Annotated in this window: 27 protein-coding genes; 17 read left to right on the forward strand and 10 right to left on the reverse strand. The window is 60.8% G+C overall.

The genetic code is table 11. The features are described from left to right. The first annotated feature begins 49 nt into the window (after positions 1-49). The 3 genes from ACR0NJ_RS04780 to ACR0NJ_RS04790 are packed head-to-tail and all read left to right on the forward strand — an operon-like array spanning position 50 to position 2730. On the forward strand, positions 50-1630 hold the full coding sequence (locus ACR0NJ_RS04780; protein WP_480815987.1) for an acyl CoA:acetate/3-ketoacid CoA transferase: 1581 nt from the start codon (positions 50-52) through the stop codon (positions 1628-1630). Beyond that, positions 1630-2394, forward strand: a complete 765-nt coding sequence (locus ACR0NJ_RS04785; RefSeq protein ID WP_480815988.1) for an enoyl-CoA hydratase/isomerase family protein — start codon at positions 1630-1632, stop codon at positions 2392-2394. Before ACR0NJ_RS04780 ends, ACR0NJ_RS04785 begins: the two co-directional genes overlap by 1 nt. A 24-nt stretch (positions 2395-2418) precedes the next feature. Beyond that, entirely contained in the window at positions 2419-2730 is a 312-nt protein-coding gene (locus ACR0NJ_RS04790) for a Dabb family protein (RefSeq protein ID WP_480815989.1), read from the forward strand. A 2-nt stretch (positions 2731-2732) separates the two neighbouring features. Here ACR0NJ_RS04790 and ACR0NJ_RS04795 read toward each other — a convergent pair whose 3' ends face one another. From ACR0NJ_RS04795 to ACR0NJ_RS04810, 4 genes are read right to left on the reverse strand one after another with little or no spacing between them, the layout of a single operon-like run. Next, positions 2733-3593 carry a sugar phosphate isomerase/epimerase family protein gene (locus tag ACR0NJ_RS04795; RefSeq protein WP_480815990.1) on the reverse strand — a complete coding sequence of 287 codons (861 nt, stop codon included), beginning with the start codon at positions 3591-3593 and terminating at the stop codon, positions 2733-2735. Between the two features lie 3 nt (positions 3594-3596). Beyond that, complete coding sequence (locus tag ACR0NJ_RS04800) at positions 3597-4745, reverse strand: dihydrodipicolinate synthase family protein (protein WP_480815991.1); 1149 nt, start codon at positions 4743-4745, stop codon at positions 3597-3599. 9 nt (positions 4746-4754) lie between these two features. Beyond that, positions 4755-5525, reverse strand: coding sequence for a 3-ketoacyl-ACP reductase (locus tag ACR0NJ_RS04805; protein WP_480815992.1), 771 nt, complete (start codon positions 5523-5525; stop codon positions 4755-4757). Further along, complete coding sequence (locus ACR0NJ_RS04810) at positions 5522-6667, reverse strand: acyl-CoA dehydrogenase family protein (protein WP_480815993.1); 1146 nt, start codon at positions 6665-6667, stop codon at positions 5522-5524. The genes ACR0NJ_RS04805 and ACR0NJ_RS04810 overlap by 4 nt, the downstream gene beginning before the upstream one ends. 157 nt (positions 6668-6824) lie before the next feature. Between ACR0NJ_RS04810 and ACR0NJ_RS04815 the strand changes: the two genes are divergently transcribed. Genes ACR0NJ_RS04815 through ACR0NJ_RS04825 form a run of 3 tightly spaced genes read left to right on the forward strand, consistent with a single transcriptional unit; the run spans position 6825 to position 8756 of the window. Beyond that, positions 6825-7841 carry an aldo/keto reductase gene (locus ACR0NJ_RS04815; protein WP_480815994.1) on the forward strand — a complete coding sequence of 339 codons (1017 nt, stop codon included), beginning with the start codon at positions 6825-6827 and terminating at the stop codon, positions 7839-7841. Further along, on the forward strand, positions 7838-8293 hold the full coding sequence (locus tag ACR0NJ_RS04820; protein ID WP_480815995.1) for a MaoC family dehydratase: 456 nt from the start codon (positions 7838-7840) through the stop codon (positions 8291-8293). Before ACR0NJ_RS04815 ends, ACR0NJ_RS04820 begins: the two co-directional genes overlap by 4 nt. A gap of 37 nt (positions 8294-8330) precedes the next feature. Beyond that, complete coding sequence (locus tag ACR0NJ_RS04825) at positions 8331-8756, forward strand: GlcG/HbpS family heme-binding protein (RefSeq protein ID WP_480815996.1); 426 nt, start codon at positions 8331-8333, stop codon at positions 8754-8756. 9 nt (positions 8757-8765) lie between these two features. On the opposite strand, the gene ACR0NJ_RS04830 is transcribed toward ACR0NJ_RS04825, so the two are convergent. Genes ACR0NJ_RS04830 through ACR0NJ_RS04845 form a run of 4 tightly spaced genes read right to left on the reverse strand, consistent with a single transcriptional unit; the run spans position 8766 to position 12081 of the window. Beyond that, on the reverse strand, positions 8766-9986 hold the full coding sequence (locus ACR0NJ_RS04830; RefSeq protein ID WP_480815997.1) for an NAD(P)/FAD-dependent oxidoreductase: 1221 nt from the start codon (positions 9984-9986) through the stop codon (positions 8766-8768). A 12-nt stretch (positions 9987-9998) separates the two neighbouring features. Continuing rightward, positions 9999-11234 carry an NAD(P)-binding domain-containing protein gene (locus tag ACR0NJ_RS04835; RefSeq protein WP_480815998.1) on the reverse strand — a complete coding sequence of 412 codons (1236 nt, stop codon included), beginning with the start codon at positions 11232-11234 and terminating at the stop codon, positions 9999-10001. Between the two features lie 60 nt (positions 11235-11294). After that, the gene (locus tag ACR0NJ_RS04840; protein ID WP_480815999.1) at positions 11295-11495 is read right to left on the reverse strand and encodes a hypothetical protein; all 201 of its coding nucleotides are present in this window, start codon (positions 11493-11495) and stop codon (positions 11295-11297) included. Positions 11496-11532: 37 nt separating this feature from the next. Further along, a complete protein-coding gene (locus tag ACR0NJ_RS04845) occupies positions 11533-12081 on the reverse strand; it encodes an OsmC family protein (protein WP_480816000.1) in 549 nt (182 codons plus the stop codon). Between the two features lie 185 nt (positions 12082-12266). Here ACR0NJ_RS04845 and ACR0NJ_RS04850 point away from each other — a divergent pair, with 185 nt between their 5' ends. Further along, complete coding sequence (locus ACR0NJ_RS04850) at positions 12267-13448, forward strand: alpha/beta hydrolase (RefSeq protein WP_480816001.1); 1182 nt, start codon at positions 12267-12269, stop codon at positions 13446-13448. On the opposite strand, the gene ACR0NJ_RS04855 is transcribed toward ACR0NJ_RS04850, so the two are convergent. Continuing rightward, positions 13445-14974 (reverse strand): winged helix-turn-helix domain-containing protein, encoded by a 1530-nt coding sequence (locus tag ACR0NJ_RS04855; RefSeq protein ID WP_480816002.1) that lies wholly within the window; start codon positions 14972-14974, stop codon positions 13445-13447. The genes ACR0NJ_RS04850 and ACR0NJ_RS04855 overlap by 4 nt on opposite strands. Before the next feature lie 115 nt (positions 14975-15089). Further along, positions 15090-15869: an IclR family transcriptional regulator gene (locus ACR0NJ_RS04860; protein ID WP_480816003.1), complete on the reverse strand. Its 780-nt coding sequence runs from the start codon at positions 15867-15869 to the stop codon at positions 15090-15092. Between the two features lie 155 nt (positions 15870-16024). On the opposite strand from ACR0NJ_RS04860, the gene ACR0NJ_RS04865 reads away from it, so the two are divergent. From ACR0NJ_RS04865 to ACR0NJ_RS04910, 10 genes are all read left to right on the forward strand, one after another. Next, positions 16025-17347 (forward strand): extracellular solute-binding protein, encoded by a 1323-nt coding sequence (locus ACR0NJ_RS04865; RefSeq protein ID WP_480816004.1) that lies wholly within the window; start codon positions 16025-16027, stop codon positions 17345-17347. A gap of 69 nt (positions 17348-17416) precedes the next feature. Further along, a complete protein-coding gene (locus ACR0NJ_RS04870; protein ID WP_480816005.1) occupies positions 17417-18310 on the forward strand; it encodes a carbohydrate ABC transporter permease in 894 nt (297 codons plus the stop codon). 4 nt (positions 18311-18314) lie between these two features. After that, entirely contained in the window at positions 18315-19178 is an 864-nt protein-coding gene (locus ACR0NJ_RS04875; protein ID WP_480816006.1) for a carbohydrate ABC transporter permease, read from the forward strand. A 4-nt stretch (positions 19179-19182) separates the two neighbouring features. Beyond that, a complete protein-coding gene (locus tag ACR0NJ_RS04880) occupies positions 19183-20277 on the forward strand; it encodes an ABC transporter ATP-binding protein (RefSeq protein WP_480816007.1) in 1095 nt (364 codons plus the stop codon). Positions 20278-20283: 6 nt separating this feature from the next. Beyond that, a complete protein-coding gene (locus ACR0NJ_RS04885) occupies positions 20284-21393 on the forward strand; it encodes a mandelate racemase/muconate lactonizing enzyme family protein (RefSeq protein ID WP_480816008.1) in 1110 nt (369 codons plus the stop codon). Further along, on the forward strand, positions 21390-21722 hold the full coding sequence (locus ACR0NJ_RS04890; protein ID WP_480816009.1) for an L-rhamnose mutarotase: 333 nt from the start codon (positions 21390-21392) through the stop codon (positions 21720-21722). Before ACR0NJ_RS04885 ends, ACR0NJ_RS04890 begins: the two co-directional genes overlap by 4 nt. 7 nt (positions 21723-21729) lie before the next feature. Then, on the forward strand, positions 21730-22479 hold the full coding sequence (locus ACR0NJ_RS04895) for an SDR family oxidoreductase (protein ID WP_480816010.1): 750 nt from the start codon (positions 21730-21732) through the stop codon (positions 22477-22479). Positions 22480-22495: 16 nt separating this feature from the next. Next, positions 22496-23341, forward strand: a complete 846-nt coding sequence (locus ACR0NJ_RS04900) for a fumarylacetoacetate hydrolase family protein (RefSeq protein ID WP_480816011.1) — start codon at positions 22496-22498, stop codon at positions 23339-23341. Next, the gene (locus tag ACR0NJ_RS04905) at positions 23338-24627 is read left to right on the forward strand and encodes an L-fuconate dehydratase (RefSeq protein ID WP_480816012.1); all 1290 of its coding nucleotides are present in this window, start codon (positions 23338-23340) and stop codon (positions 24625-24627) included. The genes ACR0NJ_RS04900 and ACR0NJ_RS04905 overlap by 4 nt, the downstream gene beginning before the upstream one ends. A 70-nt stretch (positions 24628-24697) precedes the next feature. Next, positions 24698-25672, forward strand: a complete 975-nt coding sequence (locus ACR0NJ_RS04910) for a sialic acid TRAP transporter substrate-binding protein SiaP (protein ID WP_480816013.1) — start codon at positions 24698-24700, stop codon at positions 25670-25672. The last annotated feature ends 27 nt before the right edge of the window (positions 25673-25699 follow it).

A 25699-nucleotide genomic window follows, 5' to 3' on the forward strand; every position in this document is an offset into this window, starting at 1 on the left:
CCTCCGAGGCATAAAGTTATAACCATTTAGTTACTTATGTGAGGATTGCATGGCCAGGCAAATGACGGCGCGCGAAGCAGCAAATCTTGTGCCTGACGGGGCGACTGTGGCGGTGAATTCGTCAAGCGGCCTGTGCTGTCCGGATGCGGTTCTCAAAGGTCTGGGTGAACGCTTTGACGACGAAGGCGCGCCACGCAATCTAACGACGATCCATCCTATCGCCGCTGGCGATATGTTCGGCACCAAAGGGGTGGATCATATCGCCAAGCCGGGGCTGCTGACCCGTATTATCGGGGGGTCGTACCCGTCCGGGCCCAGCAAGGCCGAGCCGCCGCTGGTCTGGCAGATGATCACGGCGGAACAGGTACGCGCGTATAACGTGCCGTCGGGCATTATCTTCGACATGCTGCGCGAAGCGGCTGCCAAGCGTCCGGGTGTTCTGACCAAGGTAGGGATGGACACATTCGTCGATCCCGAAATCGAAGGCTGTGCCATGAATGAAGCCGCGCGGGCTGAGCCCATCGTCAAGCGGATGGAGTTCGAAGGCGAAGATTGGCTCTACTTCAAATCCATGGCCCCAAACGTGGCCATCATCCGCGCGACCACGGCGGATGAGAAAGGCAACTTGAGCTTTGAACACGAAGGCGCCTATCTGGGCGCGATGGAAATGGCACTGGCCGCGCGCAACAATGGCGGTGTGGTGATCGCGCAGGCCAAACGCATTGCTGCCGCGGGCAGTATCCGTCCGCATGACGTGCATGTACCGGGGATTCTGGTTGACGCGATCGTCGAAGCCCCGGACCAGTTGCAGACCACGGCCACCGAATACGACCCGGCGATTTCAGGCGAACTGACCCGTCCGATCGAAAGTTTCCGCACGGCAGAATTCAACGTCGGCAAGGTAATCGCCCGTCGCGTGGCGCAAGAGTTGAAAGACGGTTGGGCTGTCAATATCGGCTTTGGCATCTCGGCCAACGTCCCCCGCATTCTGGTCGAGGAAGGCCTGCACGGCTCGGTCACGTGGATGATCGAACAGGGGGCCGTGGGCGGGGTTCCGTTGCTCGACTTCAAATTCGGCTGCTCGGCCAATGCCGAGGCGTTCGTGCCCTCGCCCCATCAGTTCTGCTATTTCCAAGCGGGTGGGTTCGACGCGTCGTTGCTGTCCTTCCTTGAGGTGGACAAAAACGGCTCGGTCAACGTCTCGCGCCTGTCCGCCATCCCGCACCGCACCGCCGGGGCTGGGGGGTTTGTCGATATCACTGCGCGGGCACGAAAGATCGTGTTTTCGGGCAATTTTAATGCCGGGGCCAAGATGGCGGTCGAAAACGGCCAACTCAAAATCCTGCAAGAGGGGAAGGTCGCTAAGTTTGTGGATGAGGTCGACCAGATTTCCTTCTCGGGCAAGCGCGCCAAGGCAACCGGGCAGGACGTGACCTATGTGACCGAGCGCTGCGTGATCAAACTGACCGATCAGGGGCTGATGGTCACGGAAATCGCGCCCTGCCTTGATCTGCAGCAGGACGTTCTGGATCAGGCGGCGACCCCGCTGTTTGTCTCGGATGAACTGAAAGTGATGGACGCGGCCCTGTTCGATCCGGCGCTGATGGGCTTGAACCTGCCTGCCGCGTGATGGACCATTTTCTGCTGGATATCACTGACGGCATCGCCCGTCTGACGGTCAACCGGCCCGAACGGCTGAACGCCCTGACCGAGCCGATGATGGAGGATCTGATGACCCTTTGTCGTCAGATCGAACATGCCGAGGATGCCCATGTGGTGATCCTGACCGGGGCTGGTAAGGCGTTCTGTGCCGGTGGCGATATTGATGCCTGGGCGGCGCGCTCTCCGGACGGGTTCGGGCGGCACTGGCTGCGCGACGGCCATCAGGCGTTGGACGCCTTGACGCGTTTGCGCCAGCCGGTGATCGCGGTTCTGAACGGCCATGTGCTGGGCGGCGGGCTGGAATTGGCAGCCTGCGCGGATTACCGCATTGCGGAATCGCATATCCGCATCGGGCAGCCGGAACCCGCGCTTGGTATTATTCCTGGCTGGTCCGGCACGCAACGCACCGTGCGCCGGTTCGGCTCGCAACTGGTACGCCGCATGGCGATTTTTGGTGAGCAGTTCTCGGCCGGTGACGCGCTCACGGTTGGGCTTGTGGATCAGGTTGCGGAACAAGGACATGGCGTTGCCGCAGCCGAAGAACTGGCCAATCGGATGCGCCATCGCGGGCCGGTTGCACTCGAATTGACAAAGATGCTGATCAACGCCGCCGAAGGCGAAGAGCGCGAGCGCGTGTTCGAGGCTCTGGCAGGCCGGGTGGCCGCGTCGCATAGCGAATTGCAGGTCGGTTTGGCTGCGTTCAAAGACCGCAAGAAAGCGGATTTCTGGTAATCACCTCGGGGAAGGACAAACGAAATGATACGTCATCTGGTGCATCTGCGCTTTGCAAGCGATGTCTCCGAGGCTGAAAAGTCGGCGCTTTACGCGGATCTGGAGGGATTGTCGGGCCATATCGACGGCATTCTCGATTTCCAGAGCCGCCGCAACGTGTCCGTTGAAACCGACCTTGTGCGCGATTTCAACGATATGTTCTGGTTCGACTTTCGCGACGCGGCGGTGCGGGACGCCTATCTGATCGATCCAACCCATCAGGAGATTGGCGGGCGGATCGTCGCCAAAACCGTCGGTGGCCCGGACGGCGTTTTTGTCTGCGATATTGAGGTCTGAACCTAGCAGCAGGTTCTGAACCGGTCGACGATGACGTCCAGAACCTCGTTCGGATCGCGCTTCCACCAGATTGCGGCTGAGAATACCTCAACCTCGCAAAGGCCGTCATAACCTGCGTTTTCCACGGTGGCGCGCAGGGCGTACAGGTCGGCGACGCCGTCGCCCATCATCCCCCGGTCCAAAAGAATGTCCGAGGTATCGGCCAGCCAGTCGCACAGGTGATAACCATAGATGCGCCCGTTGGCGCGGGTCGCTAAAGTCTCGGCCAGCGTCGTGTCCCACCAGACGTGATAGACATCAATCGCAACGCCCACGTTGTCGGTGCCCACTGCATCACAAACATTTAGCGCATCCGCAGCGGTCATCAGGCAGGTGCGATTGCCCGCGGTCGCGGGATTCAGCGGCTCCAGCGCCAGTTTCACTCCGCGCTCCGCCGCGTAAGGGGCAGCGCGGGCCACACGGTCGGCGAGGATTTTCTGGCTTTCCAGAACGCCCTTGGTGCCCGGTTCGGGGCCACCGGTCACGATGGTCAGAACCTCGGTTCCCAGCGCGGCGGTCTGGTCGATGGACAGGTGGAAATCGTCCATGATTTCCTGATCCGACGGCAGTGCCAGCGGGCCGGTCAGGAACGGTGTACGGCACAGGCCCACAACCTGCATCCCCGAAGCGCGGACGCGCTGGCCGATCTCGGCCTCACGCCCATCCAACTCGCGCCGCCAGAAGGTGATCCCGCCATAACCGCGCGCGGCGCAGGCGTCGATCACCTGCTCGGGCGACCAGCCCGCGCCGTGGCCGTCCAGATTATGGCCCAGCGTCGCTGTGTTCAGCGCAAGCGCGGAATGGTCGTTCGAGAAATCGCGCAAAGCTCAGACTCCGTAGAGTTTCAGCATATGCCCCATACGCTCAACCGCCAGATCGGGGTCGCGCAGCAGCCCGCATTCATCGGCCATTTTGAAGCAATCGGTGAAATAGGGCAGGGACCGCGTCGCCTGCGCGCCGTTCAGCATGATGAAATGGTCCTGAAATCCGTTCAGCCAGGCCAGAAACACGACCCCGGTTTTGTAATATTGAGTCGGCGCGCGGAAGATATGGCGGGCCAGCGGCACCGTCGGGTCCAGCGTATCGCGGAAAGTTTTGGCATCGCCGTCGCTCAGCTTACTGACCGCATAGGCCGCTGCCGGGGCAAGGGGGTCGAAGATCCCCAGCAGCGCGTGGGAATAGCCCTGTTCGTCGCCCTGGATCAGTTCGGGATAGTTGAAATCGTCGCCGGTATACATCCTGACGCCTTCGGGCAACCGGCGGCGCATGATGATTTCTTTCTCGGCATCGAGCAGCGAGATTTTGATCCCGTCCACCTTGTCCACATTTGCGGCAATGATCGCTAGTGCGGTTTCCAGCGCGTCGTCAAAGCTGTTGGCTCCCCAATATCCGGCAAGCTGCGGGTCGAACATCTCGCCCAGCCAGTGCAGGATGACGGGTTCATCGCAGGCGGCAAGCACGTCAGTGTAGACCGAGATGTAGTCATCCGGCCCGGTCGCCACTTTCGCCAGCGCGCGTGAGGCCATAAGGATGATCCGGCCCCCTAACTTCTGAATCGCCTCGACTTGCTCAAGATAGGCACGACGCACATCGTCCAGTGATTTCGCATCCGCGGGGTCCAGATGATCCGTGCCACAGCCATTGCCGACCAGAGCGTCCGGCAGCTCTTCCCGGGTGCGGCGGATCAGTTCCAGCGCACCGGTCCAATCCAACCCCATACCGCGTTGGGCAGTGTCCATCGCCTCGGCAATGCCCATGCCCATGCCCGCTAGATAGCGACGGAACTCCATGGTTTTGGCCCAGTCGATATGGGCCGGGCCGGTCGGGTCGTGATCGCCAAACGGGTCCGCCACCACGTGGGCGGCGGAATACAGAACCCGGGCCGAGTTCGGCGTCAGCTTCGACGGGGCAACCGGCGTGCCGGCCAGCGCGTAATCGTAGAGTTGTCCGGTGGTATCAGGTAGTCGGATTTTCATCGAAACACCTCAGAAACGGGGAACAAGCATTCCGGCATCCGCCGAGATGGCCTGGCCGGTTGTATAGGGAAGTTTGCCGCTGGCCAGCGATGCGATGATCCGGCCCATATCCTCGGGCTCGCCCACGCGGGGGAACAGGGTCAGACCATCTTTGGCGCGCTGGTCATACATCTCGATCAACGGGGCGGTCATGTCGGTTGCGATCAGGCCGGGTTGGACGTCATACACCGCGATGTTTTCCTGCCCCAACCGCACAGCAAAGGTTTTCGAGACCATCGCTGCCGCCGCTTTCGAGGCACAGTATTCGGCGCGGGGGGTGGCAACCGCCACCGCGTTCGAGGATGTCACGTTGACGATGCAGTGAAACAGTTCGGCATCACGGTCGCGGGCGATCAGCCGCTTGGCAAAAGCCTGTGACAGGAAGAACATCGCCTTGGTGTTCACGGCCATGCAACGGTCATAGCTGGCCTCGGTAACCTCAAGCAGATCACCGCGCTGCATCACGCCGACGCCTGCATTGTTCACCAGCGTTGTTAGCGGGCCAATCTCGGCCTCGATCGCGGCCAGTTGGTCGTCATGCTTACCGATCTCTGAAACGTCAAAACCCGCCGCAACCGCAGGTACGCCAAGGGCGCGGATGGTATCCAGCGCGCCCTGCAATTCATCGTCCATCTGCGGGCCGTTTACGGCAATGGCAAAGCCTTCGCGCGCCAGAGCCACGGCAGCCGCAAGGCCGATCCCACGGGAAGACCCGGTAACAAGCGCAGCTTGGCGGCTCATGCGGCAGCCCCTTTTGACAGAAGTTCTCGGGCGATGATCATACGCTGAATCTGGTTGGTGCCTTCATAAATTTGGGTGATTTTGGCGTCGCGGTACAGGCGCTCGACCTCGAACCCGCGAATATAGCCCGACCCGCCAAAAACTTGTACCGCGTCCGAGGATCGCTGCACCGCCATATCCCCGGCAAAGCACTTGGCCATCGAACAGGCCTTGGTGGCATCCTGCCCGGTGTCGATCTTATAGGCAGCAGAGTGAACCAGCAGACGGGCGGCCTCGACATCCTTGGCGATGTCAGCCAGCAGCCATTGGACGCCCTGAAAATCGGCAATGGGTTTGCTGAACTGCTTGCGCTGCTGAGCATAATCCGTCGCGGCCTCGAGACCCGCCTGACCGATGCCGACCGCGAGCGCGGCGATGCCGACGCGGCCTTTGTCCAGAACGCTCATCATCATGTGAAAGCCGCGCCCCTCGGTGCCCAGCAGGGCGTCGGCAGGCAGGCGTACATCGTCAAAGGACAACGGTCCGACCTGACTGGCGCGTTGGCCCATCTTGATCTCTTTGGGACCGCGCTTGACGCCGTTTGCGTGCAGATCGACCATGAAAATGGACATGCCGCGATGCCCGGCCTTGGGGTCGGTACGGGCCAAAACAAAACCCACATCCGCGACCGGCGCGTTGTGGATCCAGATCTTTCCGCCATTGAGAACCCATCCGTCGCCGTCCCGAACCGCCGTGGTGCGAATGCCCGAAACATCGGTGCCCGCCTCGGGTTCGGTGATGCAATAGGCCGGGCGCAGTTTGGCCGCCAGCAGATCACCCAGCCACTTGCCCTGCTGTTCCGGCGTGCCGTGGCGCACCAGCAGGGTTGTGACCAGTTCCAGCAATCCGCATTGATCTGCGATCGAGGCGTAACCGCGCGAGAGTTCCTCCATCACCAGGGCGTAGGTGACGGTGTCAAATCCCGGCCCGCCAAGCTCTTCCGGGACGCAGATGCCGAACAGGCCAAGCTCGGCCATTTGGTCATAGATTTCAGCGGGAAAGCGCGAGTCCCGATCCAGCTCTTCCGCCGCGGGGCGGATGACATCCTCGGCGAACTGACGGGTCATGTCACGAACCTGAATGTGGGTTTCCGTAAGGAACATCACTGCGCCTCTTGTTGTAACCAATCAGTTACTAATACGCGTCTCGGGGTTGGTCCGTCAAGTGGGTTGATCGGTTTCGGTATATGCTATAAATAACCAAATAGTTACTTAATGAACGCAAAATTTCGGCGATCCGGTTTGCATTTGGGAGGCTTGCATGAATCCGAACACACTGAACAAGTTTGGCCGGGTGGATCTAAACGTATCCGCCTTTGGCTTTGGCACCGCGCCGATTGGCAACATCTTTCGCGAGATTGACGAAGACACGTCCAACGCCATGATCCAGCACGCCTGGGATAAGGGCGTCCGGTATTTCGACACCGCCCCGATGTACGGCCACGGTCTGTCCGAGATGCGGACGGGGCACAGCCTGCGCTGGAAAGACCGCGATGACTTTATCCTGTCCTCCAAGGTGGGCCGCGTCCTGAAACCCGGACGTCGTCAGGACATCAACTTTGAGCCCTGGACCAATGCCGCGCCGTTCACCATGCATTTCGACTATAGCTATGACGGGATCATGCGCTCGTTCGAAGACAGCCTGCAGCGGATGGCTTTGGAGCATATGGATATCTGTTTCATCCACGACATCGACGTGTTTACCCGTGGCGATGAACAGCCCGAGGTGTTCAAACAGGCGATGGACGGGGCCTGGCAAGCGCTGGAAAGCCTGCGCGATCAGGGCGTTGTCAAAGCCATCGGCGTCGGCGTAAACGAGTGGGAAGTCTGCCACGCAGCGCTTGAACAGCGCGATTTTGACTGCTTCCTGCTGGCCGGTCGCTACACCCTGCTGGAGCAGGACGCGCTGGATAAGTTCCTGCCGCTTTGCGAAGAACGCGGCGCTGCGGTGGTTGTCGGTGGTGGCTTCAACTCGGGCATTCTGGCGACAGGGGCCAAGGAGGGGGCCAAGTACAACTACGCCCCGGCCCCTGCCGATATCATGGACAAGGTCCGTAAGATCGAGGCGGTTTGCGCCGAGTATGACGTACCCCTGCCAGCGGCAGCGCTGCAGTTTGTGGTCGCGCATCCGGCGGTGCCGACCTTCATGGCGGGGACTCGCACGGTTGAGCAACTTGATCAGAACCTGAACTGGTTCAGCCATGACATCCCAGCAGAGTTCTGGGCCGACCTGAAAGCCAAGGGTCTACTGCGCGAAGACGCACCAGTTCCGGGATGAACGCAGCCCCTCTGAGCGCAGGACTATATGGCTATCATGACCTGCAGGTCGGGGATGTGATGAAAACCGGGTCTGCCGAGATTTCGGCAGACCTGATCGCGGGCTTTGCCAACCTGACCGGGGACAAATATGCGCTGCATCTGGATGATCAGGTCGCAAAGCAGCTTGGATACAAAGCCCGCGTGGCACATGGGCTGCTGATCCTCTCGGTAGTCGACGGGTTGAAGTTTCAGTCCGAAGCGCGTCCGGATGGGCTTGCCTCGCTTGGCTGGAACTGGCGGTTCGAGCAGCCGGTTTTTGCCGGGGATACGATCCGGGCGGAATTGCATGTGGTGTCCAAACGCGAAACCTCGTCCGGTCGGCGCGGGATCATTTCCTTCCGGTTTGATGTCTTCAATCAGAAGGATCAGAGAGTCCAGCAGGGCACGAATGAGCTGATTTTCGATCTTTGACCAACGCGCCGCAACAGTTTGAGACTATGAGGATGAGATGTCTGTTTCCTTAACCAAACGTTTCATAACGCATGCCTCGGCCAATATCGCGGTTCAGGCGGCTTTAAGTCACGCCGCCGAAAACGGCTGGCAGGTTTCGGCTGTGGTCGTGGACCCCAGCGGTCACATGGTTGCCGCAGGGCGTATGGACGACACGCCCGCCGCAGTCTCGGACTTCGCCATGGACAAAGCCCGAACGGCCGTGTTGGGCAATACCACACGCGCCTTTGCCGAGCGGATGCTGTCAGAGCCTGCGTTGCAGCTTGGGTTGGCGAACCGCCCTAACCTGTGCGCCTGGGACGGTGGGGTGCCCATATTGGAAGATGGCACCCTGATCGGCGCGATTGGCGTGTCTGGCGCCGCTGGCCCCGACGATATCAAATGCGCCGAGGCCGGGCTTCGCGCCATTGGCCTCGGTGTGTGACACGCTTGATCACAGTCGTGCGCTGCGCGCGTAGCAGGGCGCTTCAAGGCTCTGAGCAATCGCCGGAAGCATGGGGTCGGCTGCCCGCTCAGATGTGTCGAGAGACCCGACCAGATGGGCAAATTCAGCCTTCATCTCGGCATTCAGGTGCATGTGCAGGGTCTTTAACTGGTCCAGAGTCCAGTCAAAGGACGCAATCGTTGCCGTGAGGCTGAATAACTTTGCCGACAGATCGTCGCGCGTGCGCTGATAGTCGGACAGATCGCCGAACCCCTGCGCCAAAGCGGCTTCTGCAAGGATATGCGCGTCCCGCAAGGCGTCGGTGATGCCATGGGCGGTCAGCGGATCTTTGAAGTATCCTGCATCTCCGACCAAGGCCCAACCTGCGCCCGCGCATTGCCGCATATGGCCCGCAGCGCCCGGAAACCGTCTGGGTTTGTCGGCGAAGGATCTTGGATCCAGTTGATCTGCCACATCACTATCCCACCGCCGTAATTGATCGCGCAACGCGGTGCAGATGTCCGCGCCGAAGCGTTTCTTGAAGTCCTCGGGCCGGCAGGCGGCGAACAGGCAATGCTGACCATCGGTCGTGGGGATCAGGCCCGCCGCAACACTATGGTCGTGGAACCAGCGGTATCCGGCATTTGGAAGGCCCCTGACATAGGCGTAAGCGCAGGCCGAGCGGTTGTTGGACCGGGCCATATCCCGCGCGCCCACCAGCTTTGCGAGGGTCGAATTCCGACCATCTGCGCCGATCACCAGATCGGTGATGACCTGATAGGTTTTGCCATCGCGGTCCATAAGAACCGCCCCGGTCACCCGGTTGTCGTTGCCACGGATAACATCGCAGCAGACGGTTCCGGTCCGGAACTCAACACCGGCCTTTTGCGCGGCATCGCCCAGGGTCTTGTCCAGCAGCCAGCGGCGGGGCGCAAACAGCCCCTCATATCCGATGTCGGGTCTGACCGGGATATCGACGACCTCGTCGCCATAGACGAATTGTGTCGTGGTCACTGCCGGGGTTGAGGCCTTGATCCGGTCCAGCACCCCCCAATGCGCCAGCAGGTGAACCGCCGGGCGCATCAGCGCATGGGTCGACAGCGTGTCTCCGATCTCGGCTTCGCGATCCACCAGCAGGACGCGCGCGCCGCCGCGTGCCAACAGCATGGCGGTTGAGGCCCCGGCCACGCGGGCACCGATTACAATTGCGTCAAATCTCTGCGGTTGCATAACAGGCTCCTTTCAGGCGGCCAAAGGTTGGTTGAGTTGACAGGTGATCTGACGGGCCAGCGCCTTTGCGTCGCGCGCCGCGCCGTCGATATGTACTGACCGGCTGGTGCGCAGGAACGGCAGGCCCATCACATACAGGCCGGGTTCGACAATCCCACCGTGGTGTTGGATACGGCCTTTGGGGTCGAAGACGGGCATCTGGACAAAGCGATGATCGGGATTGAACCCGGTCGCCCAGATCACGGTGTCGAATTCGGACAGATCGATGCTGAGACGCGGATCGGAGGGGATTGAAATCGGTGCAAAGCGCTCAGCCGGTGCAACAAGATCGTCGAACCCGTGGTCACTGACCCAGTGATCCACCCGGTCCAGCAACCGGTTCATTTTCAGATCGGCGGAGGACACCGCATTGAACAAGCCGCCCGAAAACAGCGCGTTGCCGTCTCGGATATCCATCATCCGACCGACCAGTTCGACGCCCCGCGCCTGCAGAATGTCCAGGTCCAGATCGGCGCGTTCAGGCGTTCCGATCAACGGCAGCGAGGGCGTCCGGCGCACCCGGTCCAGATCGTCGACCTTGGTGAAGGGCTCATCAAACACGCGGGCCAGATGCATCCACTGCAGAATGTCGGCCCCGCGATAGCTGCGCGGCAAACGCCCGTGGCTGCCAACGGCCAGAGTGACTTTGCGACCCGACCACGCCAGTTCCTGCGCGATCTGCAGGCCAGAGGCCGAGGCCCCAACCACCAGCACACCTCCCGCGCGTAACTCCAATGGACTGCGGTAGGAGATCGGTGAGAACTGTTCGATGCGATGAGGCAGGGCATCGGCAAAACCGGGAACCTTGGGCCGCGCGCAGGCACCGGATGCGATGACAACGGATTGGCAGCGGATCGGCCCCCGGGGTGTCTCGGCAAGGTACCCGTCGCCCAACCGCGTCAGGGCGCTCACAGTCGTATTGGGCAGCAAGGGCGGGGCGTTGCGTGACACCCATTTGGCGATTTCACTGGCAAAGGTCTTGGCGGTGGCAAACTCGTCAGGATCGCCGGGGCCGAGCCTCTGACCCGGCAGCGTGTTCATCCAGTTGGGTGTCAGCAGGCGCAGCGAATCCCAGCGGCGGCTGTGCCAGCTTTCACCAGCGCGCCCGGCGTCCAGAACAAGGTGGTCAATCGAGCGTTTGCTCAGTTCAAAACTCATGGCAAGGCCGCACTGGCCCGCCCCGATGATCAGGGTGGTTGTCGAAAGCATCTTGGGCCTCATGGGCAAAGGGTTTGAAATGGAGGACCCCGAAGCGCGGGGTCCGAAGATTTACAAGGGAAAACGACCGCCGCGATGGGCCAGGGTCGAGGCTGCCTCGCGCATCTCGCGATACTGGTTCTGGCCGATATCGGTCAGCATCCGGTCACACAGCACGTTTGCGGGTCTGTGGGCCATGCGCGGGCGAGAGACTGTGTTGATGACTGCGGCAAGGCCAGCGGCGATTGCTGAAAAAGCGGCGATCGTAAACATAATGAAATTCCTTTTTGCGGCATTGATTGGGGTGCTGTCAGGTGACAGACACCCGCACGTTTCCGGGGTTGGTGATGATGTCAAAAACGGCCGAGCGTTTCTGGCTTTGCGCCACGACGGCGGCGATTTCGTCCGGCGTGGCGTCGGCGTCAATATCGAAGGCTACGCGGATATTCTTGAAGCCGTTGCGCACATCAGGGTCGATCCCGAGGATGCCGTGCAGGCTCATGTCGCCCTCGACCTTTGCCATCACCGAGCGCAACTGGATGCCCCGATTCTGCGCGACCGAGGCCACTCCGGCACACAGGCAGCTTGCCAGCGCGGACAGGACGATCTCGACCGGAGTTGCGCCGCGATCTTCGGCGGCGAAACAGGCCGGATGGTCGGCGTCAAAGGTGAATGTCTCGGCATGTTCATGCTCTTCGCCAAGGCCAAAGAACCCTTTGACGGTTGATCGGCTGTGCACCCCGTTCATCCATTCGCATTCCGCGCGCCACGTGAATTCGGCGGCTGCGGGCATGTCGGTCAGCGCTTCGCGGGCCCCCATCAGGGCTTCGACATTCACGCCGTTGTCTACGGGTGTCATTTGCTGTGTCATGTTCATATTACTCTCCAATCTGGATTGGGCTTCATCGCCCGTGCTCAAAGGCTTACCGGCCCTGTGGTGGCGAAGCTTGAGGAGGATCTTGGGGTTTCTTGGGGATTTCTTGGGGAAGCGCGGAAAAAGCGCCCTCAGATGACAAATCCAGCCCACGCCGCTAGGCTTGCGGCATGAATTACAGTTTTGGTGAGTTCACCCTCGATACCGCTGGGTTAGAGTTGCGCGCAGATGGCGCGCCGGTTTCCGTCGAACCCAAGGTGCTGGAAATCCTGATTTATCTGGTCGAAAACCGCGACCGCGTGGTCACGCGGGATGAGCTTATCGACACGATCTGGGAAGGGCGGTTCATCTCGGACGCAGCCGTTTCTTCGGCAATTTACGCCGTGCGCAATGCCGTGGGCGACAGCGGTACAAAGCAGAACATGGTCAAGACGATCCATGGCCGAGGCTTTCGCTTTGTCGCATCCACCGTCGAAAGCGGTGCGAGGCCCGCTGCGGAAACGGACGAGAAGCCCGAGCAAGACATCTATTTTTGTCATAGCAAGGACGGGACGCTCATTGCCTATTCCATCGCCGGAGAAGGTCCGCCGCTGATCAAGACCTCGCACTGGTTGACCCATGTGGAACTGGACTGGAACAGCCCGGTCTGGAGGCATGTTCATCGGCATTTCGCCCAGACCCATCAGCTTATCCGCTACGACCCGCGTGGCAACGGGCTGAGCGAATGGGATGTTGAAGATTTCTCGCTGGAGCGTCAGGTCGAGGATCTGGAAGCGGTCGCCAATGCCGTTGGCCTCGACCGGTTTCCGATCCTGGGGATTTCGCAGGCGGCAGCGGTGAGCGTCGCCTATTGCGTCAAGAATCCGGATCGCGTTTCACGGATGGCATTTTACGCGGGCTATGCCTGCGGGTGGCGGCATCACGGTACAGAAAAGCGGATAAAAGCGACCGAGGCTTCGATTGCCCTGATCGAGAGCATCTGGGGCGGCTCGGGCGCCGTGCAGCAGATGTTCAGCAGCACGCTCATGCCCGATGCGCCGCCGGAATACCTGAAATGGTTCAGCGAGTTGCAGGCGCAGTCGTCGAACGGGCGCAACGCGGCAAAACTCATTGCTGCAATCGGGGAGGTCGATGTACGCGGCATTCTGGGTCAGGTCTCGGTTCCCACTCTGGTTCTGCACGCGCGTGAGGATACCGCCATAAGTTTCCGGCAGGGACAGGCGCTCGCTGCGGGCATTCCAGGGGCCAGATTTGTTCCGCTGGAAACCTCCAACCACATTCTGCCCGAGACAGACCCCGCGTGGCATCGCTGCAGCCGTTTGATTGCCGAGTTTCTTCTGGAGGACAGCTAGGGCGCGCTTTGCGCGCGAATGGCTTCGACCAGCGGGGACAGGTGCGTCTCAATCTCTTTGCCGACGACCGCCCGGATTTCTGTGTCGGACAGATCGGGTCTGATCCTGAAAGCCGAGGTCACCGCCGATTGCGCCATCCCCAAGTCTTTGCAGACCACCGCGGTTGCGGCCAGAACGACGCGCGGGATGTGATTGCGATGGTCCGCATCGCAGGCCTTGGTGGCCTCGGCCCGCGCTTTTTCCATGTCACCGCTCAGCAGGGCTGCCGTTGCAAGTGCTGCACCCCAGACCGCGCGGCGCGGGTCCATTGGGCTGACGCGGATGCCGTCTTCGAGTTCGCGCACCGCTTCGGGGAAGTTCCCGGCCAGCAGATGCGCGGCCCCAAGCGCCGTTCGCGCCTGTGCGTTGTCCGGGTTCAAATCAAGCGCCGTTCGCAGAATTGGCAGTGCCCGGTCGCGGTCTCCGATATCGGCAAGTGCGCAACCGGTCATGCCCAGAATGGTCGAGTCCATCCCGTCCATATCCAGCGCGGTATCGACCAGAGCGTTCACGCGGTCAAATAGCGCTTCCCGCTCTGACAGAATCCCGACGCGATGCCCGATGCCCAGAACCAGGGCCAGATAGGCATGCGCCAGCGCCAGATCAGGCTGCAACCCGATGGCGCGTTCCAGCAACTGCCGGGCATCCTCGAAGGACGCGCGGTTCCATCCTTTCAGGGACAGAACGCCGATGGCTTCGAGTGTCAGAGCAGGCGCGGACCCTTCGGCGGTTGCGGTGCTGAGGTCCTTCATCATCGCCCGCACCAGTTGGGGTTCCAGCACTGGCAGCACCGCGTTCAGCAACCCTTCGCTGATATCCTCACCGCGCGCCTGTTCGATCCGCCGGGCCCAGAGGTGATGGCCGCTGGCCACGTCAATCAACTGGAAATTCGCCCGAACCCCGGCGGGGGTTTCCTGCAGGCTGCCCTCAAGCATGTACCAGACGCCAAACCGGTCGCGGACGGTGGAAAGGTCGATCGGGCTGTCCTTCATCGCAAAGCTGGCGGCGCGGGAGATGATCGAAAGAAACGGCACGCGGGTCAGCACGGTCGTCAGCATCTCGACCAACCCGTCGGCAACCCCCTGCAGGTCCGGAGAGTCGCCGAAAACCTGCATCGGCAGAATGACCAGCGAGGGAAGGTCCGAGACCTTCGCAGACACGGGGTGCGAAACGGCGGGCGTGTGGTCTTCGACCCGACCGACAAACCGAAACCCGCGCCCATGCACCGTTTTGATCAGAGCCTGGGTTTTCCCGTCATCCCCAACGGCCCGCCGCGCGCTTTTCAAACAGGTAGACACGGCGGCGTCCGACACAGCGCGTCCGTCCCAGAGCTTTTCGATAATCTCGTCCCGGTCGATGACCCGGTCACGGCTTTCAATCAACAAACACACCAGTTCAAGCGCACGCGGTTCGACATGCACGGGCTGTCCGGACTGGCGAAGCTCGAACTGGTCAACATCAAGCTCAAAATCGTCGAAACGATACATTCGTATCTCCGTCACGGTGATCCCGACCGTTTAACATAACGTCAGCCCGGCGTGGGAACGTGGCTTCGGGGAAGGCTAGTCAATCCGTAGGGGTGACTCAAGTCAGCCCCGCCGATCATCCCTGTCGGCCCGCGTAGAAATCCGTCAGGTAGTCCGCCAGCGCCTTATACATTTCGTGTACGTCTTCGAGGCCCGGAACCTCGAACTGGTCGATCCGCTCCAGGAAGGGGCAATTCACCACACTTATCGCGCGGCCTTCGTGGTCCAGCACGGGGTAGGCCAGGTTCGTGACCCCGACGGCGGTGGCCGAGGGCATTCGTTCGTACCCCCATTCGCGAATGCGCGCTACGTGTTCCTTGAACTCGACAGGGTCCAGTTCCGGCTCGCCCTGTGCCAGCCGGTGCTTTTCAAGCAGTTCCTCAAGATCGGCGTCGCTGCGAAAAGCTGCCAGAACGCGGCCGGTTCCGGTGTTGCCCAGACCGATCACCGTGCCAACCCGCAGGGCAAGCCCCCAGTTGCCGGGCGAGGCGACCGAGGCAACCACAACGATGTCCCCGTTGCTTTCCATGCCCATGTGACAGGATTGCCATGCCTTTCGGGTGACAGCGCGCATCTTTGACGCCGAAAGCTCGAGCAAGCGTTCGATAGGGGGGTGGCGCTGCGAGATCGCGAACATCTTCAGGGTCAGCGAATACAGATCATCCTCGGACGAGCGCATGACATAACCGCGCCGGACCAGCGTGGTCAGCATACGGTAAATCTCGCTTTGGGAGCGATCCAGCGCGCGCGCGATATCGCCCTGCGCCAGCCCGTCGGCGTGCTGCGACAGAAGCTCGATTATGTCCAGACCCTTTTCCAGCGCGGGGGCGCGGTACTTCTCGGTGGTTGCCGTCAATCTATCCTCCCAAACCGTTTGCATCCGGTTTCCTGAAATCGTGGCTCAAGATGCCAGGTAAAGTCAATGTTGATTTAATAGTAAATAAATGTTTTAAATACAAATGCAGACGGTCCGGGAGAATCGTCAAAAATGCAGCCAGGGAGAAGAGACTTATGAAATCATCCAAAATAATCAGTGGTTTGCTTGCCAGCGGCGCGATGGTGGCTGCAGGGGCCGCGAGCGCCGAATCGGATTGGGGATCGTTCCCTGACGTCGTCGTCGAAGCCAAACTGATCGGCGGACAGCAGTATGAAGGCCTTTATGGTCGCATCGCTGAGTGGGAAGAAGCCACTGGGGCGAAGGTCGATATCATCTCGAAGAAAAGCCACTTTGAGATCGACAAGGAAATCAAATCAGACATGGCCGCAGGCACGACCTCGTGGTGTGTTGGCTCGAACCACTCGTCCTTTGCGCCGCAGTATGAAGGTCTATACGTTGACCTAAACGGTCTGGTTCCGGCAGAGACGGTTGCTGAATTCGTGCCGGGCAACATTGGTGCTTCGACCGTGAACGGCGAGCTTCTGATGCTGCCGCGCGCGCAGTTTGACGTCTCGGTCCTGTACTACCTCAAGTCGAACTATGAAGACGCCGAAAAGGCCGCTCAGTTCAAAGAGAAATATGGGTATGATCTGGCCGTTCCCGAAACATGGGAGCAGGTGAAGGATCAGGCGATCTTCTTTGCAGATCCGCCGAACTTCTATGGCACACAATATGCAGGCAAGGACGAGGCCATCGTTGGCCGGTTCTACGAGATGGTTGTGGCCGAGGGCGGCAACTATCTGGACGAAAACAAGAAACCCATCTTCAACTCGGACGCGGGCCAGCGCGCATTGCAGTGGTTTGTTGACCTTTACGAAGCCCAAGCGGTTCCGGCGGGCACCACGTCTTATGTCTGGGACGATCTGGGTCAGGGCTTTGCCAGCGGCACCGTCGCGCTGAACCTGGACTGGCCGGGCTGGGCCGGGTTCTTCAACGATCCTGAATCCTCCAAAGCCGCCGGCAATGTTGGCGTGGCAATCCAGCCGATGGGCTCGGTTACACGCACTGGCTGGTCGGGGCATCATGGTTTCTCGGTCACCAATGACTGCGAAAACAAGGATGCCGCCGTCTCACTGGTGAAGTTCCTGACCAGCGAAGACAGCCAACTGGCCGAATCCTCGGGCGGTTCGCTGCCGACCCGCAGCGCCGTGTGGGAGGCTAACGTCAAAGCCGCCCAAGAGGGTGACGACCCGTTCCGCGCCGAAGCTCTGGCCGCCTTCGCCGCCGGTGCCGAATACGCGTTCGCGGTTCCGCCGATCCCGGAATGGGGTGAGACCACCAATATCGTCTTCCCCGAACTGCAAGCTGCTATCGTCGGTGACAAATCCGTCGAGGACGCGCTGAATGACGCCGCCGAGGCGGTGGACGAGCTGATGCGCGAATCCGGCTACTACTAAGGGCTCCTCCGGCCCGTGCGGGGGCGGCGACGCCCCTGCACACTTACACTCAACCCAAGGAAAGACGTTATGCGCCGCCGCTTACCGGAGTGGTTTGTCCTTCTGTTGCCTGCGTTCATCATCATGGCAGCCGTTGTTCTGATCCCGCTCCTCTTCTCGCTGTATTCCAGCTTTACGCCGTACAAGCTGACGCGCCCGTCGTCGCTGTGGCGCTGGATTGGCACGGCGAACTACGAAAAGATCCTTGGAGATTGGAAATTCTGGTCCGCCTTTGGTCGAACCGTCCTGTTCCTGACCATCGCACTGAACGTGGAACTGTTGCTGGGTCTGGGCATTGCGCTGATGATGAACAAGGTGACATGGGGTCAGCGCACATTGCGCACGATCCTGATGTTCCCGATGATGTTCTCGCCCATTCTGGTGGGCTTTCAGTTCAAGTTCATCTTCAACGACAATATCGGACTGGTGAACAACGTGCTGCAATCGCTGGGCATTACCGACGCGGCGCTGCCGTGGCTGGTGGATGGCAAGCTGGCGATGTTCTCGATCATCTTCGCCGAGGTCTGGATGAGCACCTCTGTCTTCGCGATCCTGATCCTCGCGGGTCTCTTCGCCATGCCGCGTGACCCGCTTGAGGCCGCCAAGGTCGATGGCTGCACCGCATGGCAGACCTTCCGCCACATCACGCTGCCCTTCCTGATGCCCTTCATCTATATCGCCATGACCATCCGCTCGCTGGACGTGGCCCGGGCCTATGACATCGTGCAGATCATGACCGGTGGCGGCCCCGCGCGGCGGACCGAGCTGCTTTGGACGCTGATGAGCCGCACCGGCTATGTGGACGCCCGCATGGGGCTGGCCAACGCGATGGGCTATGTCTCGATCCTGCTGTCGATTGCCTTCACCATCTACTTCTTCCGCAAACTCAGCGCCGCACGCGCCGAGCTGGGCATGGGGGGCTAAGCGTATGGATCGCAATCAATCCTACCGCAACCAGCGCCGCCTGCTGAAGGGACTGCACCTGATTGGTCTGTTCCTGGTGATGTCGGTCATCTGCATTCCGGGCCTGTGGATCGTACTGAACTCGTTCCGCCCGACGGTCGAGATCATGGCCAAACCTCCGGTCTGGACCCCGACCTTCACGCTGGACCATTACCGCGCCATGTTCGGTGGAGCGGGCGAGGGCGGCGTGCCTGTGTTCCAGTACTTCCGTAACTCGCTGATCGTTTCGGTCACGTCGACCGCGATTGCCATCCTGATCGGGATGGGCGGCGGCTATGCCTTTGCGCGCTATCGCTTCAAGTTCAAGAACGGCTATTTCGTGGGACTGATGCTGTTCCGCGCCGTGCCCGGTGTGGCCCTGTCGCTGCCGCTGTTCATCGTCTTTGCCCGCGCGGGCCTGATCGACACTCATTTCGGCCTGATCCTTGTCTACGTGGCGATGAACGTGCCCTTTACCATCTGGCTGACCGATGGCTTCTTCCGCCAGATCCCCAAGGAACTGCACGAGGCGGCGGAAATCGACGGCTGCACACGCTGGCAAGCCTTCTGGCGGGTCGAGTTTCCGGTGGCGCGCTCGGGCGTGGCCTCGGCGGCGATCTTCGCCTTCCTGACCTCGTGGAACGAATTTGCGCTGGCCTCGCAGCTGACCCGCTCGGTTGGGTCCAAGACGATGCCTGTGGGACTGCTGGATTTCACCGCTGAATTCACCATCAACTGGGGCGGTATGTGCGCGTTGGCCGTGCTGATGATCCTGCCCGCCCTGATCCTGACTTTTATCGTGCAGAAGCACCTGATCGCCGGCCTAACCTTTGGCGGCGTGAAAGGATAATGGAATGACCGAAGTTACCCTCAACAACGTCGTCAAACGCTATGGCAAGCAACAGGCCGTCCATGGCATCAATCTGGACATCCAGGACGGAGAGTTCCTGGTGCTGGTCGGCCCCTCGGGCTGCGGCAAGTCCACCACGCTGCGCATGATCGCCGGGCTAGAGGACATTTCCGACGGCGAGATTTCCATTGGCAGCCGGGTGGTCAACGACTTGCCCCCGCGTGAACGCAATATCTCGATGGTGTTTCAGAACTATGCGTTGTACCCGCATATGACGGTGCGCGAAAATCTGGGCTTCACGCTGCAGATCGCCAAACGCCCCGAGGCCGAGATCACCAAGGCCGTGACCGAAGCCGCCGCGATCCTTGGGCTGGATGAGTTGATGGACCGTAAACCGGCGGAACTTTCCGGTGGTCAGCGTCAGCGCGTCGCCATGGGCCGCGCCATTGTGCGGCACCCGGACGTGTTCCTGTTTGACGAGCCGCTGTCGAACCTCGACGCCAAGCTGCGCACGCAGATGCGGGTCGAGATAAAGAAGCTCCACCAACGCGTCGGCAACACCATCGTCTACGTGACCCACGATCAGGTCGAGGCGATGACACTGGCCGACCGTATCGTGCTGATGCGCGACGGTCATATCGTTCAGGTCGGTACCCCGCTTGAGCTGTTCAACACGCCGGTCAATACCTTTGCGGCGACCTTTATCGGCTCCCCTCCGATGAACCTTGTGGATGGGGTTGTCACCGATGCGGGCACCATCGTTCTGAAAGACTCGGTCACGGTGCCCGTCCCGGCCTCGGCGCGCGATCATGTGCGGGCCGGACAGGCGGTACAGTTCGGCTTCCGGGCCGACAACCTGATGCCTGTGGGCCATGCGGTTGAGGAACGCGGCGAACTGGTCGATCTGGAACTGCCGGTTGCGCTGGAAGAACCCTTGGGCACCGAGACCCTGCTGTTCGCCGATCTGGCAGGCGTCGAGGTACAGGCCAAGATGTTCAACCCGCGCCCCGTGCATCCGGGTGAAACGCTGCCGTTCCACCTTGTCCTCGACAAATGCCACGTTTTCGACGCGGGCACCGGCGAGGCGCTGAGAGGGTAAGCAACCGTGGCCACCATCACCCATATCGAACTGCGCATGATCGACCTGATCCCCAAGGTCAAACGGGTCGATGCGATTCAGTCCTTTGTCAGTCAGGAAACGCCCATCGTGACCGTGACCGACAGCGACGGGGCGCAGGGTACGGGCTATTGCTATACCATCGGCACCGGTGGGCCGTCGGTGATGGCGCTGCTTGAGAAAACGCTGGCGCCCGCGCTGATCGGGCGCGATGCGGATCGGATTGAAGGCATCTGGCGCGATTTGCTGTTCCTGACCCATGCGACGGCGGTGGGGGCGATTACGTCGCTGGCACTGGCTGCGATTGATACCGCGCTTTGGGATCTGCGCTGCCGCAAACAGGGGCTGCCGCTGTGGAAAGCCGCAGGTGGCACGCGCGACCGCATCCCGCTTTATTCGACCGAGGGCGGCTGGCTGCATCTGGAGACTCAGGCCCTGGTCGATGACGCGCTGGCGATGCAGGCGCAGGGGTTCCGCGGCTCGAAGATCAAGATCGGCCGCGAGCATCTGAGCGAGGATGCCGCCCGTCTGGCCGCCGTGCGCGAGGCCGTTGGGCCGGGTTATGAAATCCTGACCGATGGCAATCAGGGCTTTACCCTGTCCGAGGCGATTCGCCGGGCGCAGGTCTTGGAAGACTATAGTATAGGCTGGTTCGAGGAACCTCTGCCCGCCGATGACGTCGCAGGCCATGCCGAGCTGTCGAGCCGGACCTCGGTGCCGATTGCCGTCGGCGAAAGCATGTATTCGCTGAGCCAGTTCAAGGACTACCTGCAAGCGGGCGCGGCCAGCATTGTGCAGGTGGACGTGGCGCGGATCGGGGGCATTACCCCGTGGCTGAAAGTGGCGCATCTGGCCGAGGCGTATAACGTCATGGTCTGTCCGCATTTCCTGATGGAACTGCATCTGCCGCTGGTCTGCGCGGTGCCCAATGCGAAATGGCTGGAATACATCCCGCAGCTTGACAGCGTGACCACGGGCGCGATGCGCATCGAGGATGGGTTTGCCATTCCGTCAGACGCGCCCGGTCTGGGTATCACGTGGGACTGGCAAGCGATCGAAGCCCAGTCCTCGGCGATCACAATCGGCGAGGGCGCATGATGAAACGTATGGGTATGGTGATCGGGGTAAAGCCCGAAAAACTGGACGAATACAAACGCCTGCATGCTGCCGTCTGGCCGGACGTGCTGGCGCAGATCGCCAACAGCAACATTCACAACTACACGATTTTCCTACGTGAGCCCGAGAACCTGTTGTTCGGCTATTGGGAATATCACGGCACCGATTTCGAAGGGGACATGGCCCGCATGGCACAAGACCCCAGAACGCAGGAATGGTGGAGTTTCACCGATCCTTGCCAAAACCCGCTGCCCAGCCGCGCCGAAGGCGAGAAATGGGCCCACATGATTGAAGTATTCCACACGGATTGAGGACGACATGACCAAAGCACAGGGCCGTCTGGCCGGAAAAAAAGCACTCGTGACCGCAGCCGGTCAGGGCATTGGACGCGCCAGTGTCGAGAAATATGTGGCCGAAGGCGCGCAGGTGATCGCCTGTGACATCAACGACGCCTCACTTGCAGAACTGGCCGAGCTCGAAGGCGTCACCGCGCTGAAACTGGATGTCACAGACGCGGACGTCGTCACGCAGGCTGTCGCAGGGGCAGGAACGCTGGATGTGCTGTTCAACTGCGCTGGATTTGTCGGAGCGGGCTCGATCCTTGAGTGCGATGATGACCAGTGGGATTTCAGTTTCGATCTGAACGTCAAAGCGATGTACCGGCTGGCCAAGCTGGTGCTGCCCGGCATGCTGGAAAACGGCGGCGGCTCGATCATCAACATGTCCTCGGTCGCCTCGTCGATGAAAGGCGTGCCGAACCGCTTCTCGTACTGCGCATCCAAGGCTGCCGTGATCGGCCTGACCAAATCCATCGCCGCCGACTTCATCACGCAGGGCGTCCGCTGCAACGCGATCTGCCCCGGCACCGTCGACAGCCCAAGCCTGCACGACCGCCTGCGCGCCACCGGCGACTATGAGCAGGCCATGAAAGACTTCATCGCGCGCCAGCCCATGGGCCGCATCGGCCATGCCGACGAGATTGCCGCTTTGGCCGTCTATCTGGCCAGCGACGAGACCGCATTTACCACCGGACAGACCTTCGCCATCGACGGCGGCTGGACCGTTTGATCAGGGAGATTAAGATATGAAACTGCTGCGTTACGGCCCGATGGGCCAGGAAAAACCCGGACTTCTGGATGATGATGGCGCAATCCGCGATCTGTCGGGTGTCGTTGGTGATATCGCCGGCGAGGCTTTGTCAGATGCCGGGCTGGACGCCTTGCGTGCGCTGGATGTGAGCACTCTACCCGTTGTCGAAGGCACCCCGCGCATCGGTGCTTGTGTCGGTCAGGTCGGCAAGTTCATCTGTATCGGTCTGAACTATGCCGACCACGCCGCCGAATCCGGCATGGCGCTGCCCGAGGAGCCGGTGATCTTCTTCAAGGCGACCTCGGCCATCATGGGCCCCGATGACACCGTCGATATCCCCCGCAACTCGGTCAAGACCGACTGGGAGGTCGAACTGGGCGTGGTGATCGGCAGGCACACCAAATATGTCTCGGTCGAGGATGCGCTGGACCACGTCGCGGGCTATTGCGTGATCAATGATCTGTCCGAGCGCGACTTTCAGCTGCACCGCTCGGGCCAGTGGGTCAAAGGCAAGTCCGCCGACACGTTCGGCCCCATCGGCCCCTGGCTGGTGACGCGGGATGAGGTATCGGACCCGCAGAATCTGCCGATGTATCTCGAGGTTAATGGCCACCGCTATCAGGACGGTTCGACCAAGACGATGCATTTTGACGTGGCGACCGTGATCTCGCACCTGTCGCAGTTCATGTCGCTGCAGCCGGGGGATGTGATCTCGACCGGAACGCCCCCGGGTGTGGGTCTGGGCCAGAAGCCCGAGGTATATCTGAAACCCGGCGACGTGATGGAATTGGGCATTGAAGGGCTGGGCGTACAGCGCCAGAAAGTCGAGGCCAGCAAATGACCCGTATCACAGGTATTCGTACCGAAGACTTGCGCTTTCCAACCTCGGATAGTCTGGACGGGTCGGACGCGATGAACCCCGATCCGGATTATTCGGCGGCCTACGTTGTTCTGGAAACCGATGGCGCGCATGAGGGCCACGGACTGACTTTTACCATTGGGCGCGGCAACGAGATATGCGTGGCCGCCATCGAGGCTCTGGGTGCGCTGGTCACAGGGTTAGAGTTGGACTGGATCACTGAAGATATGGGTCGGTTCTGGCGTCATATCACCGGTGATAGCCAGCTGCGCTGGATTGGCCCCGACAAAGGCGCGATCCATCTGGCAACCGGCGCGGTCGTGAACGCCGCCTGGGATCTGTGGGCCAAAGAAGCGGGTAAGCCCGTCTGGCAACTGGTTGGTGAGATGAGCCCCGAAGAGATCGTGCGCCTGATCGATTTCCGTTACCTGACCGATGCGATCACGCCGGATGAAGCGCTGGCACTGCTGCGCGCGGCTGAGCCCGGCAAACAGGAACGTGTGGCGAAGCTGAAGGCCGAGGGCTACCCGTGTTACACCACCTCGGCGGGCTGGCTTGGCTATTCCGACGACAAGCTGCGCCGCCTGTGCCGCGAGGCAAAGGATGCGGGCTTTACCCACACCAAGTTCAAGGTGGGCCGCGATCTGGACGACGACATCCGCCGCCTGACCATTGCGCGTGAAGTGCTGGGCGAAGACATGAACATCATGATCGACGCCAATCAGGTGTGGGAAGTTGATCAGGCCGTGGATTGGGTCAAGGCCCTGTCCTTTGCGCGGCCCTTCTTCATCGAAGAACCCACCAGCCCCGACGACGTGTTTGGCCACAAGGCGATCCGCGAGGGGGTTGCTCCTGTCAAGGTGGCCACCGGCGAGATGTGCCAGAACCGCATCATTTTCAAGCAGTTCATCAAGGAAGGCGCGATCGACATCGTTCAGATCGACAGCTGCCGGATGGGCGGGTTGAACGAGGTGCTGGCTGTCATGTTGATGGCTGCAAAGTACGATCTGCCGGTCTGGCCCCATGCGGGCGGCGTGGGCCTGTGCGAATACGTTCAGCATATGTCGATGATCGACTACGTCGCGATCTCGGGCGAGAAGGACAGCAAGCGGATCGAGTTCGTCGACCATCTGCACGAACATTTCCTTGACCCCTGCATCGTGCAGAACGGAGCCTACATGGCCCCGAACAAGCCGGGTTTTTCAATCGAGATGAAACCCAACAGCATCAGAGATTTCCGGTTCCTGCCCAAGCTGGCAGCGGAATAAACCCAGCCGCCTGACCATAAGGGCAACAACAGTCGGGCGGCTTTCAACCCAACCTTGGAGGAAAGACAAAATGTACAACTTTGGTAAAACGGCCTTTGGAGCGGCCTGTATTGTTGCGCTCAGCGCGACGGCTGGTCTGGCACAGGAAGTGCTGCGCTTCGGTCACGTCTACGAGGCTTCGACCCCCTATCACGCGGCTGCTGTGAAAGCCGCAGAGCTGCTCGAGGAAAAGACCGACGGCCGCTACAAGATGGAGGTTTTCCCGGCCTCGCAACTGGGCAAAGAGGCCGCGCTGAACGAAGCGCTGTCGCTTGGTACCGTTGACGCGATCTATACCGGCGTGGCGTTCCTGGGTCAGTCCTATGGCCCGATCAGCATCTCGGACTATCCGTTCACCATGCGGTCGTATGACCACTGGAAAGCCTATGTGAACTCGGACCTGTTCGATGAGATGGCCGATGAATACAAGAACATCTCGGGCAACACGATTGCGACCATGACCTATTATGGCGCGCGTCACGTGACCTCGAACAAGCCGATCCTTGCGCCGGGTGATATGGAAGGTCTGAAGATCCGCACGCCGAACGCGCCTGCCTATCAGATGTTCCCCGAAGCAACTGGTGCGAACCCCACACCGATGGCCTTTGCCGAAGTGTACCTGGCCCTGCAGCAAGGTGTTGTGGACGCTCAGGAAAACCCGCTGCCGACCATCCAGTTCAAGAAGTTCTATGAAGTACAGTCGAACATCAACCTGACCGGTCACATCACCAACTCGCTGGCTGTTGTGGTCTCGCCCGTGACACTGGGCAAGATGGGTGACGACGGTCAGGCGCTGCTGGATGCGCTGGCCGAGGCCGCATCGGCCACGTCGGACGAAATCGTGCAGTCCGAGTCTGAACTGGCCGACTGGTTCCGTGAGCAGGGCGTGACCGTGAACGAAGTGGACCGTGCGCCGTTCATGGAAGCTGTTGCACCCCTGCTGATCAGCGACACCGTTCCGTGGGACGCTGAGACCTTCGAGCGCCTTCAGGCGATCCAGGAATAATTCGCAATACCGGACCCGGCTGTGTTC

It is taken from the genome of Ruegeria sp. F11, assembly GCF_056533855.1.

Excerpts from the sequence above, each read along its gene's own strand:
- ACR0NJ_RS04780 (WP_480815987.1), top strand. The coding sequence starts at position 50 with ATGGCCAGGCAAATGACGGCGCGCGAAGCAGCAAATCTTGTGCCTGAC.
- ACR0NJ_RS04785 (WP_480815988.1), top strand. The coding sequence starts at position 1,630 with ATGGACCATTTTCTGCTGGATATCACTGACGGCATCGCCCGTCTGACG.
- ACR0NJ_RS04790 (WP_480815989.1), top strand. The coding sequence starts at position 2,419 with ATGATACGTCATCTGGTGCATCTGCGCTTTGCAAGCGATGTCTCCGAG.
- ACR0NJ_RS04800 (WP_480815991.1), bottom strand. The coding sequence starts at position 4,745 with ATGAAAATCCGACTACCTGATACCACCGGACAACTCTACGATTACGCG.
- ACR0NJ_RS04805 (WP_480815992.1), bottom strand. The coding sequence starts at position 5,525 with ATGAGCCGCCAAGCTGCGCTTGTTACCGGGTCTTCCCGTGGGATCGGC.
- ACR0NJ_RS04810 (WP_480815993.1), bottom strand. The coding sequence starts at position 6,667 with ATGTTCCTTACGGAAACCCACATTCAGGTTCGTGACATGACCCGTCAG.
- ACR0NJ_RS04815 (WP_480815994.1), top strand. The coding sequence starts at position 6,825 with ATGAATCCGAACACACTGAACAAGTTTGGCCGGGTGGATCTAAACGTA.
- ACR0NJ_RS04820 (WP_480815995.1), top strand. The coding sequence starts at position 7,838 with ATGAACGCAGCCCCTCTGAGCGCAGGACTATATGGCTATCATGACCTG.
- ACR0NJ_RS04825 (WP_480815996.1), top strand. The coding sequence starts at position 8,331 with ATGTCTGTTTCCTTAACCAAACGTTTCATAACGCATGCCTCGGCCAAT.
- ACR0NJ_RS04830 (WP_480815997.1), bottom strand. The coding sequence starts at position 9,986 with ATGCAACCGCAGAGATTTGACGCAATTGTAATCGGTGCCCGCGTGGCC.
- ACR0NJ_RS04835 (WP_480815998.1), bottom strand. The coding sequence starts at position 11,234 with ATGCTTTCGACAACCACCCTGATCATCGGGGCGGGCCAGTGCGGCCTT.
- ACR0NJ_RS04840 (WP_480815999.1), bottom strand. The coding sequence starts at position 11,495 with ATGTTTACGATCGCCGCTTTTTCAGCAATCGCCGCTGGCCTTGCCGCA.
- ACR0NJ_RS04845 (WP_480816000.1), bottom strand. The coding sequence starts at position 12,081 with ATGACACCCGTAGACAACGGCGTGAATGTCGAAGCCCTGATGGGGGCC.
- ACR0NJ_RS04850 (WP_480816001.1), top strand. The coding sequence starts at position 12,267 with ATGAATTACAGTTTTGGTGAGTTCACCCTCGATACCGCTGGGTTAGAG.
- ACR0NJ_RS04855 (WP_480816002.1), bottom strand. The coding sequence starts at position 14,974 with ATGTATCGTTTCGACGATTTTGAGCTTGATGTTGACCAGTTCGAGCTT.
- ACR0NJ_RS04865 (WP_480816004.1), top strand. The coding sequence starts at position 16,025 with ATGAAATCATCCAAAATAATCAGTGGTTTGCTTGCCAGCGGCGCGATG.
- ACR0NJ_RS04870 (WP_480816005.1), top strand. The coding sequence starts at position 17,417 with ATGCGCCGCCGCTTACCGGAGTGGTTTGTCCTTCTGTTGCCTGCGTTC.
- ACR0NJ_RS04875 (WP_480816006.1), top strand. The coding sequence starts at position 18,315 with ATGGATCGCAATCAATCCTACCGCAACCAGCGCCGCCTGCTGAAGGGA.
- ACR0NJ_RS04880 (WP_480816007.1), top strand. The coding sequence starts at position 19,183 with ATGACCGAAGTTACCCTCAACAACGTCGTCAAACGCTATGGCAAGCAA.
- ACR0NJ_RS04890 (WP_480816009.1), top strand. The coding sequence starts at position 21,390 with ATGATGAAACGTATGGGTATGGTGATCGGGGTAAAGCCCGAAAAACTG.
- ACR0NJ_RS04895 (WP_480816010.1), top strand. The coding sequence starts at position 21,730 with ATGACCAAAGCACAGGGCCGTCTGGCCGGAAAAAAAGCACTCGTGACC.
- ACR0NJ_RS04900 (WP_480816011.1), top strand. The coding sequence starts at position 22,496 with ATGAAACTGCTGCGTTACGGCCCGATGGGCCAGGAAAAACCCGGACTT.
- ACR0NJ_RS04905 (WP_480816012.1), top strand. The coding sequence starts at position 23,338 with ATGACCCGTATCACAGGTATTCGTACCGAAGACTTGCGCTTTCCAACC.
- ACR0NJ_RS04910 (WP_480816013.1), top strand. The coding sequence starts at position 24,698 with ATGTACAACTTTGGTAAAACGGCCTTTGGAGCGGCCTGTATTGTTGCG.